The following is a 10,731-nucleotide window of genomic DNA, read 5'->3' on the forward strand; positions in this document are numbered from 1 at the left end:
CGCTGAGGACCGCGTCCTGCCCGCCCTCGCCGACGTCGTGCTCGGCGTCCGCTGACCGCTCCCGTCCCATCCGCCCCGTACACAGCGCCCCGCCCGCCCCGATCCGAGGAGCCCCCATGCAGTCCCGATCCATGACCGACCGACGACCCCACATGGCCATGCTCGTCGGCAACCGCGTAGTCGGCGACTCCCGCGTGGAGAAGGCCGCCGTCTCCGCGATGCGGGCCGGCTACCGGGTGACGGTCGTCGGCATCACCCACCGGACCACCTTCCGGCTCGGACGCTACGGGGCGGTGCCCGTGCTCCGTGTCCCCCTGCCCGCCACGCGCCACCGGGCCTGGATGGCCCTGCATTCACCCACGGCGCCGGAGGGCACCGACTGGACGGCCGCCCTCCCCTCCGAGGAGGTGGAGCGCCTCGCCGCTGGCTCCACCCCCGACCATCCCGGCTCCGGTCTGATGCAGGCCCTGGTGCGCGGTGCCGCGCCCCACACCACGCCGGACGCGCTGCGCGGCCGCCTGCTGACGGCGGCACGGGATGCCGAGGCCCGGGCGGCGCGGCTGCCCTCCCTCTCCCTGCCGGGGGCGGCGCGCGCCGTCGGTCTCCGGGCCCGCCGGGGAGCGGACAACTTCCAGGCCACCCGGCGCCAGGGATGGCGCCGAACGTGGCCCCTGATCGCCGACTACGAGGACGCGTTCCTGCGCGCGCTGGTCGAGCTGGCCCCGGACCTCGTCCACGTGCATGACCGGCACCCGCTGCCCGCCGCGGACGCCTACGCCCGCTGGCGGCACGCCCGCGGGGACGCCCCCGTCCCGTGGGTCTACGACGCGCACGAGTGGCTCCCCGGACAGGCCATGCCCGGCCCGGCCGCGCAGCGCGTGGGGTGGAAGGCGGCCGAGGCCGAGCTGATCCACCGGGCCGACGCGGTCCTGAGCGTCACCGACGAGCTGGCCCGGCGCCTGCAGGCCCACCACGGCCTGCCCGCGCTGCCGGGCACGGTGGTCAACGCCCCCTGGAGCTCCCGGGCGCCGTTGGATCCTGCGGTGCGGGGGACCATCCGCCAGGAGTGCGGCCTCGCCGACGACGTCCCCTCCTCGTGTACCTGGGCAAGATCGCCGAGGTGCGCGGCGTGCACACGGTGGTCCGGGCGCTGGCGGACCTGCCGGGGGTGCATGCGGCGTTCGTCGTCAGCGCGGACGAGGGGCCGCGGGCCGCCCTGCGGGCAGAGGCCCGCACCCTGGGCGTCGAGGAGCGCGTGCACCTGCTGGACTACGTCCCGTCCGCCTCCGTGACCTGGTACGTGGAGTCCGCGACGCTGGGCCTGAGTCCCCTGCTGCCGACCCCGGCTCACGAGAGTGCGATGGCGACCAAGCTCCGCGAGTACATCCAGGCCGGGCTTCCCCTCGTGGTGTCCGACCTGCGGGAGCAGGCCAGGTTCGTCCGAGAGCAGCAGGTGGGCGTCGTCCACGCGCCGGGCGACCCCGCCGACCTCGCCCGCGCCGTCCGGGAGGCGCTCGCCCGCCTCGACACCCTGCGGGAGTCGGTGGCCAGGCCCGAGGTCCAGGATGCCCATCGCTGGGAGGCCGCCGAGCGCGTCCTGCACCGGGTCTGGACCTCCCTCGTCCCGGTGCCCGCCCCGCCGCTGGAGGCGCCGATCGCCCCCTCCCCTGTGGACCCCGCCTCCCTCGCGGGGCTGACCGTCGTCGGGGATGCTCCGGCCGGTCACGCCCTGGCCGAGGCCTGGCGCGCCGCGGGGGCACCGGCCGTCGAGCGGCCGGCCGTGTCCCCGCCGGAGGATCCGCGCCTGCTCGCCGGCGGACCCGGTCCGCTGGGCCGGGTGCTGGCGGACTGGATCCACGACGACGAGACCGCCGCCGCCGTGCTGTACGCCGGGCAGGGCCCCGCCGGCGGCCGCGCAGAGGGCTCCGTGGCCCTCGAAGCGGCCTCTCTCCTGGCCCGGGGCCGGGGCGTGGGCCTCCTGGCCGGGGACACCCTGCTGGCCGACCCCCGACTTCGCCGGCGGGCGGTCCCCGGCCACCCGTGGAACGAGCTCGACGAGGAGACGTTCGCCGCCCTGGAGCGCCGCGCGCGCCGAGCCCGACGTCCCTACCGCGATGCCATGCCCTCGGGGGCGGTCGTGCTGACGCACAGCCACGTGGAGGCGGCTCTGGACCCGGATCTGGTCTGGCTGCCCCGGCCGATCCCCGCAGCCCCCGCCCCCACGCCCGGGACCCCCCGCTCCGTGCTGGTCCTCCCCGGCGATCGGACCGATGCCGAACGCACCGCCGTGACCGCGATGGTGGCCGAGCTTCAGGCACGCGGTGTGCCCGTGGAGGCTCCGAGCGGGCCGCGGTTCCGCCGGCGAGGTCCGCACGTCTGGAACGCCGACGTCGTGGTGGACCTGCTGCACACCGGAGAGCCCTCGCCCGCGGCCGAGCACGCGGGAGCGCGCGGGGCGGCCGTGGTGGCGGGACCGGTGCTGTTCGACGGACCGGGGACGCCGTCACAGCCCGTCACCGTCACCGACGAGTCCGGCCTCACCTCCGCCGTCCTCCGCCTGCTGGAGATGGACGAGGAGGCCTGGGCCGCCCGGGCCGCCGCGGCGCTCGCGCACCGCGCGGCCGTGCACGCGCCGGAGGAGGTGGGTCGGCGGCTGCGGGCCGTGCTGACGGCACCCGGCCGCGGCTGATCCTCCACCGACGCCGGCGCCTGTGCGGGGCCGGCGTCGGCGGACGATCAGAGGACGGGCTCGAGCCCCACGGCCTCGCGGACGGCGGCCATGCGTGCCGCCCACCCGTGGGCCCGCCGGGCCGCGGAGAGCCCGGGAGCCCCCTCGGCCACCAGTCGGCGCAGGCCGGCGCGGATCGAGGCGACGTCCCGCTCGACCGCCACACCGAGGCGCTCACCGCGCACCAGGGGGGCGATCGCCATGTCCGCGAAGCACAGGATGGGGTGGTTGCGCTCCACCAGGCTCATGGTCTTGAACGGGAACGCCATCGCCGCGTACCCGGAGCCCAGCAGCACCGACCCCACGACGGTGCGGGTGGCGGGGACGTGCCACTCGAGCGGCACTGTGGTGACCCTGACGCCGGGACGGCCGCCCAGGCCGTGCCGCTCGATCAGCTCCTCCAGACATGAGCGCTCCCCCGCCCGCACCACGAAGTCGAGCCGCACAGTCTGCTCGAGGCCGGCCGCGGCCTCGAGGTACAGGTCCAGGCCGTAGATGCTGCTCACGCCGCCGGCGTAGAGGAGGGTCACGCCCTCCTCTGCCGGCCCCCAGGCCGAGCCGTCGACCGCGGCCCGCGCCTCCACGCCGGGGGGCACGGGGATCCAGTCGTGCCCCTGCCGGCCGTGGCGGCGCAGGAGGTCGTCGAAGAGCACTCCCGACTCCGCCGAGGGGGCTGCAAGGGCGTCCGCGGCCTCGGCCATCAGCTCGAGCTCCCCCAGTCCGGCGGCGCGCACCTGCTCACGGTGCTCGTCGTCCTCGAGATAGCCCTCGAGATCCTCCAGCCAGTGCAGGTCGCGAACGAACCACACGGCCCGCCCGCCGCATGCCCGCACGCGGCCCATCAGCTCCGCCACGCCTCGGGCCACGGTCGGGTCGGCGATCGGGGAGGTCGAGTTCTCGCCGTACATCAGGCCAGCCGTGCGCCCCGCGGCGAGGGCCCGGCGCACGAGGGCGGCGCGCCGCTCGAACACGGCCGGGACGGAGGAGATCCGCAGCGCCGGCGCCTGCGTGTCCATGGCCTCCGCCATGGCCCGCACGCGCAACGGGCGGGCACCGTCGGTGCGGTCCTCGAGGGGGGTGGTCGCGAAGAACACCTCGAGCGGCCCGTCGTGCCGCAGGGCGGCGAGGTCCTCGTGGAGCGGGTCCACGGGGCGGTCCATGGCCGCCGCGTAGGCCTGGAGCAGATCCGGGGCCGGCTCCCGCACCAGCGCCGGGTGCGGAGCGGGCGCGGAGGCGGGCTCGCCCGCCACGCAGGCCCGCAGCTCCGCGGCCAGGCGCAGGCCACGGCCCGAATGCACCTGCGGATGCAGAAGGAGCCAGGCGTGCATGCCGAGGCAGTCCTCGACCACCAGCCGGTCCCCGTGTCCCTCAGCCACCAGCAGATCGGCGACCGCCGTGTGGTCCCGGGACGAGCCCAGCAGCACCACATGGGTGGCCCCCCTCAGCCGGGTCCGGGCCAGGAGGCGCAGGTCCCGTCCGGCGAGCAGGTCTCGCGCGCGGACGAGCGAGGAGGCCGAGGCGACCTCCAGCTCGGCCCCGGGGACGTCCGCCAGGGCCGCCCGCAGTGCGCCCACCTGGGCGGCCACCCGGTCGGCGTCGTGCCGCTCCGGGTGCAGGACCAGCACCCGCGGAGCCGGGTCCGGGGTCGCCAGCAGGGGGAACGACTGCGCGTCCTCTGCGGCCGGCACGAGGGGGGCGGGCGTCGGATGCAGCAGATGCGCTGCACGGGAGCCCTTCGAGAGTGCCTTGTCGAACTCCCACTCGTCGTCCAGGAACAGGCGGTCCACGGACATGGCGAGGCGGTGCGCGTCCGCGGTGGCCTGCACGCGGGCGCCGGAGAAGTCCAGGTCGCCGCGCCACAGCAGCGGCACGAACTCCTCCTCCACGAACCGGGAGGCGAAGCCGCACGCCCCCAGGCCGGAGGCGAGCACGAGGCCGTAGCGGCCCGCCTGCGTCACCCGGCGCATCGACCGGGCGATCTGGTTCCCGGCCTCCTGCAGGGCCGGGGCGCCGGCCCAGTCGTAGAGCCGAGCCGAGGGGAGACCGGCGGCGCGACGCAGCCATCGGAGGCCTCCGACGTCGAGGACGTCCACGTCGTGGCCGTTCCGCTCGGCGTCGCGCAGCAGCCGGCCCTCGACGGGACCGGCGCCGGTGGTCAGCAGCAGTGCCCTCATGCGCCCTCCTCCCCCTTCGGGACGAGTCCCATCATCCTCATCTCCCGGTCGACCGTGTGCTCGGGCGAGCTCTGCGCGCGGACGCGGGCGGCCGCCGCTGCCGACATCCGGGTGAACAGCTGGGGGTCCGCCATGAGCCGCACCATGCCCTCGGCCAGCCCCTCGACGTCCTCGAATCCGGCCACCACGGCGCAGTCGTCGTCCGTGAACTCCGGGATCGCGGCGGCCCGGTTGGTGACGGGCACCAGCCCCGAGGCCATCGCCTCGTCCCGAGAGACACCCTGGGAGTCCGCGCGGGTGGGGACGAGGAAGACGCCGTGGTCACGGTGGAGCTGGGCGATCTCGGCCTGGTCGGCGAAACGTCGCTCCACGATCACGCGCGGGTCGTCGCCGAAGGCGTCCTCGAACAGGTGGAAGTGCTTGCCGTCCCCGATGATCCGTACCTGCACGCGATCCCACCACGGCGTCTCCCGCAGCCGCCTGAGCGCCTCCACGGCCAGGTCGGGGCCGTAGTTGAGGTTGGCCGCCGAACGGATCCAGAGGATCCGGAACCGCTGCTCCGGGTCCTTGGGCACATGCCGGAACAGGCCCGTGTCGATGACGTTGTGCACGATCGCCGTCCGGCGGCCGGGGAACACCAGTTCCAGATCCTCCTGCGCCGCGCGGCGCCACCACCGGGAGACGAAGACGAACCGCTCGGGCCCGTGGGAATGGGCGAGCACCTCACGCCAGAATCGCTGGAGGGTGATCGTGTGCTCGATGGCGTCGTCGACCTGCTGCCGGGTGCGGTGGTTGCGCACGGTCCGGATCCACCGCCGGGACTCGTATCCGTGCATGAAGGCGAAGAGGCGATGGCCGGACAGATGGTCCCTCATCTGCTCCCACTGGAACCGGTCGAGGAAGTGCACCCCCACCGAGTCGTACGGCTGCGTCTGCAGCATCCGGCGCAGCTCGGCGCCCCGACCGGTGATCACCGGGACCCCCTCGAAGACATAGGACCCCGGCTCGGCCGTGGGGGACACCACGGCCACGTGCACCCTCGCCCCGGCGGCGCGGAAGCGGACCACCCGGCGGTGGACGAAGCCGTTGCCGTACGGGTTCTCCTCGGTGGGGTAGGCGGCCAGGACCACGAGGTGCAGGGGCCCGGAGTCCCCCTGCAGGGCCGTGCAGCCGGCGAGGTACGCCTCGACGCGGCCGGGCGCCTCACGGGCGTCCTCGTCCTCGTGTCCCGTGGCGGGCAGGGGCTCGAGGGGCCTGCGGAAGAGATCCCGCTTGAGGACGGCGTTCTCCATCTGCAGGAGTGTCACAGCCTCCTGCTCGGAGTAGGTGTCCCCGACGTCGGCGATGTGCAGGAAGCCGCGGTACGCGTTGGGAGCCGACACCCTCGGCCTCGAGACGGGACGTGCGGCGCCGGGGGTGGCGGCCGTCGTCCCCGGCCCCGTGGACTGCGCCAGGATCCGCCGCAGCCGGGCCTTGCCCGGAGTGCTCGCCGGCAGGGCGCGCACGACGCCGCCGATCACGGCGCCGGCGGGGCCCGGGAGCCCCTGCGTCCAGCGGGCACCGTCCCGCAGGGTGTGCCGCACCTGCTGCTTCCAGGTCCGCTTCCGGCGAGCGCTCACGGCGTGACGTACTCGCCGCGCTCGCCGGAGGCGATGAGGGCCTCGGCCACGCGCAGCGTGGCCAGACCCTCCTCGAGGGAGACGTGGTCCTGCCGCTCGCCCAGGATCGCGTCCCGGAAGGCCTCGTGCTCGGTGCGCAGGGGCTCCGGCTTGGGGAAGGCGTAGCGGATCACGTCGCCCTCGGAGACGCCGCGGAAGCTGGCCACCTGGTCCCACTGCGTGGGCACGGAGCCGTTGGCGTGGAACACGAGGTCCGCCGTGACGGTGTCCGCCACGAACGAGCCGCGCTCGCCGGTGACCGTGGTCCGCCGGATCTTCTCCGGGGAGAGCCAGTTCACGGCGTGGTGGGTGATGACGCCGGACTCCAGACGCCCGGTGGCCACCACCATGTCCTCGTGCGGGCGGCCGGAGGCCGTGAGGGTCTCCGCGGCCACCCGCGCGTAGGGGCTGCGGGCCAGCCACGCGGTGAGGTCGATGTCATGCGTGCCGAGGTCCTTGACCACGCCCACGTCCGCGATCCGGGCCGGGAACCCGCCCTGGCGGACGGTAGAGATCTGGTGGACCTCGCCGAGCTCGCCCGCCTGCAGGCGCTCGCGCAGCTGCTGCAGGGCCGGGTTGAAGCGCTCGATGTGGCCGACGGCGCCCACCAGACCCGCCGCGGAGAACGCGTCCACGAGCCGCTGCCCGGCCTCGACCGAGTGGGCGATGGGCTTCTCGACCATCACGTGCACGCCGGCCTCGGCCAGCGCCAGGCCGACCTCCTCGTGCAGGCCAGTGGGCACGGCGCACACCACGGCGTCCACGCCGTGGTCGATCAGCCCCTGCACGGAGTCGTAGAGGGGCAGGTCCCCCGCCGCGCCGTGCGGGTCGCCCATCGCGTCCGCCACGGCCACCAGCTCGGTGCCCTCGATCGAGCGCATCACGCGGGCGTGGTGGCGGCCCATCATGCCCAGGCCGATCAGTCCGGTGCGCAGGCTCATGCCGCGGCCTCCTCGACGACGGTGTTCACGGCCTCGATCACCCGGGTCACGTCCTCGTCGGTGAGCGAGGGGTGCACCGGCAGGGAGAACACGGTGGCGGCGGCGGTCCGGGTGTTCGGCAGGTCCGCCTCGATCCGGAAGGAGGGCAGCTCGTTGGTGGGCACCGGGTAGTACACGCCCGTGCCCACGCCGAACTCGTCCTTGAGCCGGTCGCGGATCGCGTCCCGCGCCACGGCCATGGACTCGGGCAGGCGCACGGTGTACTGGTGGTACACGTGCTCGGCGCCCTCGGCCACCACGGGCACGGCCACCCCGCGCAGCTCGGCGTCGAGGCGGGCGGCGATCTGCCGGCGTCGCTCGGTCCAGTCCAGGACCTTGGTCAGCTGCACCCGGCCGATGGCCGCGTGGATGTCCGTCATGCGGTTGTTCAGGCCGACCAGCTCGTTCTGGTACTGCACCTCCATGCCCTGGTTGCGCAGCATGCGCATGCGGCGGGCCAGCTCCGGGTCCCTGACCGAGACCATGCCGCCCTCGCCGGAGGTCATGTTCTTGGTCGGGTAGAGGCTGAACATGGCCCACGCCCCGAAGGTGCCCACGCGGCGGCCGTGCAGCCGCGCGCCGTGCGCCTGGGCGGCGTCCTCGTAGAGCTCCAGTCCGTGCTCGTCGGCGATCTCCTGCAGCCGGTCCATCGGCGCCGGGTGCCCGTAGAGGTGCACGGGCATGATGCCGCGGGTGCGCTCGGTGACCTTGGCTCGCACGTCGTCGGGGTCCAGGGTGTAGGTGTCCAGGTCGATGTCGGCGAACACGGGGGTCGCCCCGGTGAGGGCGACGGCGTTGCCGGTGGCGGCAAAGGTGAAGGCGGGCACGATCACCTCGTCGCCGGGGCCGACGCCCGAGGCGAGCAGGCCGAGGTGCTGGCCGGAGGTGCCGGAGTTGACGGCGACGCAGTCCCAGCCCTCCACGAGGACCTCGCCGAACTCCTCCTCGAAGGCCTTGACCTCCGGTCCCTGGGCGACCATGCCCGAGCGGAGCACGCGGTCGACGGCGGCGCGCTCCTCGTCTCCGATGATGGGCTTGGCGGGCGGGATGAACTCAGCCACGGGTCTCCTCCTGGTCCTCGACCGGGCGCAGCACGCCGTCGGCCTCCACGAACGTGTCGGACGTGTCCGGGCAGACCCAGACCCCGTCCCTCTCCTCGAGCCGACGGCCGGTGCGGCCCACCCACCCGATCCGACGCGCGGGCACCCCGGCCACGAGGCCGAAGTCCGGCACGTCACGGGTCACCACGGACCCGGCCGCCACGAGCGCCCACGCGCCGATGCGCACGGGGGCCACGCACACGGAGCGGGCGCCGATCGCGGCCCCGTCCCCGATGTCCACGCCCACGGCGACCCAGTCCGAGGCGGACTTCTGGGACAGGTCCGGGTTCACGGCGCGGGGGTAGGTGTCATTGGTGAGCACCACGGCGGGGCCGATGAACACGCCCCGGCCCAGCGTGGCCGGCTCGTACACGAGCGCGAGGTTCTGGACCTTGCAGTCGTCGCCCATGCGCACGCCCGTGCCGATGTAGGCGGAGCGGCCCACGATGGTCCGCTCCCCCAGCTGCGCGTCCTCGCGCACCTGCGCGAGGTGCCAGATCTTCGAGCCGGCGCCGATCCGGGCGGCGTCGGAGACGTCCGCGCCGGGGGCGACGAACACGTCCTGCTGCTGCGTCATGTCGTCCTCCCTCAGGCCTGGGGGGCCTGGTGCGGCAGGCCGATGACCCGGCGGGTCACACCGTCCCAGGTCTGCGCGTCGGTGATGTTGCGCCCGTCCACGAGGGTGCGCACGCCCGGCAGGTCCGCCGGGGAGAGCGTGCGGTACTCGGCGTGGTCGGTCTGGATGATCGCCGCGTCCGTCTCCGTGCCCAGGGCATAGGGGGCGAAGCCCAGCTTCGCCAGCTCGGCGTCCTCGTACATGGGGTCGTGGACGGCGACGTCGGCGCCCGCCTCGGTCAGGGCCTGCACCGTGGCGAACACGCCGGAGAACGCGGTCTCCTTCACGCCGCCGCGGTAGGCCGCGCCCAGGACCACGACGCGCTGGCCCGCCAGGTCCCCGTGGGACTCGGCCAGCAGCTGCACGGCGTAGGAGGGCATGGACGCGTTCACGGCGCGGGCGGTGCGCACGATGTCCGCGGCCGGGTCATTCCACAGGTACAGCCGCGGGTAGACCGGGATGCAGTGGCCGCCCACCGCGATGCCCGGGCGGTGGATGTGGCTGTACGGCTGCGAGTTGGAGGCCTCGATCACCTGGTAGATGTCGATCCCGGCCGAGCCGGCGTAGCGGGCGAACTCGTTGGCCAGGCCGATGTTCACGTCGCGGTAGGTGGTCTCGGCGAGCTTGGCCATCTCGGAGGCCTCGGCCGAACCGAGGTCCCACACGCCGTTGGGGCGCTGCAGGTCCGGGCGCTCGTCGAAGTCCAGCACGGCCTCGTAGAACTCGCGGGCGCGCTCGGCGCCGGCCGTGGACAGGCCGCCGATCAGCTTCGGGTAGCGGCGCAGGTCCTCGAACACGCGGCCGGTGAGCACGCGCTCCGGGGAGAACACGAGGTGGAAGTCCTCGCCCTCGGTCAGGCCGGAGCCCTCTTCGAGCATCGGCTTCCAGCGGGTGCGGGTGGTGCCCACGGGCAGGGTGGTCTCGTAGGACACGAGCGTGCCGGGGGTCAGGTGCTTCGCCAGCTCGGCGGTGGCCCCGTCCATCCATCCGAAGTCGGGGCGCGCCTCCTCGTCCACGAACAGCGGCACCACGAGGACCACGGCGTCCGCGCCGGGGATCGCGTCCCCGTACTCGGTGGTGGCGCGCAGCCGGCCGGCGGAGACGGCCTCGGAGAGCTTCTCCTGCAGGTGGGCCTCGCCGGGGAACGGCTCGGTGCCCGCGTTCACGAGGTCCACGACGGCGGCGTTGACGTCCACGCCCACCACCTCGTGTCCCTTGCTGGCGAACTGCACCGCGAGCGGCAGGCCTATCTTCCCGAGGGCGACGACGGCGATCTTCATCCTGGACCAGGGTCCTTCCATGTGGCGGCGGGCCCGGGGCGGGCCGGTGTCAGGGCGCTCGGATGCCGTCGCCGGGCACGACGACGGCAGGGCGCCGGGTCAGACCCTACCGCGCCGGGCCGGGGCGCCGCCGCCGTGTCGGCGCGCCCCGGCCCGCCCCGCCGGCGGGCCGGCCAGGCCGAGCGCCTGCGCCCA

Annotated in this window: 7 protein-coding genes and 1 pseudogene; 2 read left to right on the plus strand and 6 right to left on the minus strand. The window is 74.6% G+C overall.

Annotation, left to right across the window (positions count from 1 at the left end; translation table 11 throughout):
- Positions 1 to 458: 458 nt before the first annotated feature.
- Together Q4D18_RS09420 and Q4D18_RS09425 are read left to right on the plus strand one after the other, a co-directional pair.
- Positions 459 to 941, plus strand: a pseudogene (locus Q4D18_RS09420) (glycosyl transferase); the annotation flags it as partial.
- A gap of 155 nt (positions 942 to 1,096) precedes the next feature.
- Complete coding sequence (locus Q4D18_RS09425) at positions 1,097 to 2,689, plus strand: glycosyltransferase (RefSeq protein ID WP_303127669.1); 1,593 nt, start codon at positions 1,097 to 1,099, stop codon at positions 2,687 to 2,689.
- Between the two features lie 47 nt (positions 2,690 to 2,736).
- Here the strand turns inward: Q4D18_RS09425 and Q4D18_RS09430 are convergent, their stop codons facing one another.
- The 6 genes from Q4D18_RS09430 to Q4D18_RS09455 are packed head-to-tail and all read right to left on the minus strand — an operon-like array spanning position 2,737 to position 10,536.
- Complete coding sequence (locus Q4D18_RS09430) at positions 2,737 to 4,902, minus strand: hypothetical protein (RefSeq protein ID WP_303127671.1); 2,166 nt, start codon at positions 4,900 to 4,902, stop codon at positions 2,737 to 2,739.
- Entirely contained in the window at positions 4,899 to 6,521 is a 1,623-nt protein-coding gene (locus Q4D18_RS09435) for a glycosyltransferase family 4 protein (RefSeq protein ID WP_303127674.1), read from the minus strand. Before Q4D18_RS09435 ends, Q4D18_RS09430 begins: the two co-directional genes overlap by 4 nt.
- On the minus strand, positions 6,518 to 7,501 hold the full coding sequence (locus tag Q4D18_RS09440; RefSeq protein ID WP_303127677.1) for a Gfo/Idh/MocA family protein: 984 nt from the start codon (positions 7,499 to 7,501) through the stop codon (positions 6,518 to 6,520). The genes Q4D18_RS09435 and Q4D18_RS09440 overlap by 4 nt, the downstream gene beginning before the upstream one ends.
- Positions 7,498 to 8,601: a DegT/DnrJ/EryC1/StrS aminotransferase family protein gene (locus Q4D18_RS09445; RefSeq protein ID WP_303127679.1), complete on the minus strand. Its 1,104-nt coding sequence runs from the start codon at positions 8,599 to 8,601 to the stop codon at positions 7,498 to 7,500. The genes Q4D18_RS09440 and Q4D18_RS09445 overlap by 4 nt, the downstream gene beginning before the upstream one ends.
- Positions 8,594 to 9,217: an acyltransferase gene (locus Q4D18_RS09450; protein WP_303127681.1), complete on the minus strand. Its 624-nt coding sequence runs from the start codon at positions 9,215 to 9,217 to the stop codon at positions 8,594 to 8,596. The genes Q4D18_RS09445 and Q4D18_RS09450 overlap by 8 nt, the downstream gene beginning before the upstream one ends.
- An 11-nt stretch (positions 9,218 to 9,228) precedes the next feature.
- Positions 9,229 to 10,536: a nucleotide sugar dehydrogenase gene (locus Q4D18_RS09455; RefSeq protein ID WP_303127683.1), complete on the minus strand. Its 1,308-nt coding sequence runs from the start codon at positions 10,534 to 10,536 to the stop codon at positions 9,229 to 9,231.
- Positions 10,537 to 10,731 lie beyond the last annotated feature (195 nt).

This window comes from Micrococcus sp., from assembly GCF_030523875.1.
Lineage (GTDB): Bacteria > Actinomycetota > Actinomycetes > Actinomycetales > Micrococcaceae > Micrococcus.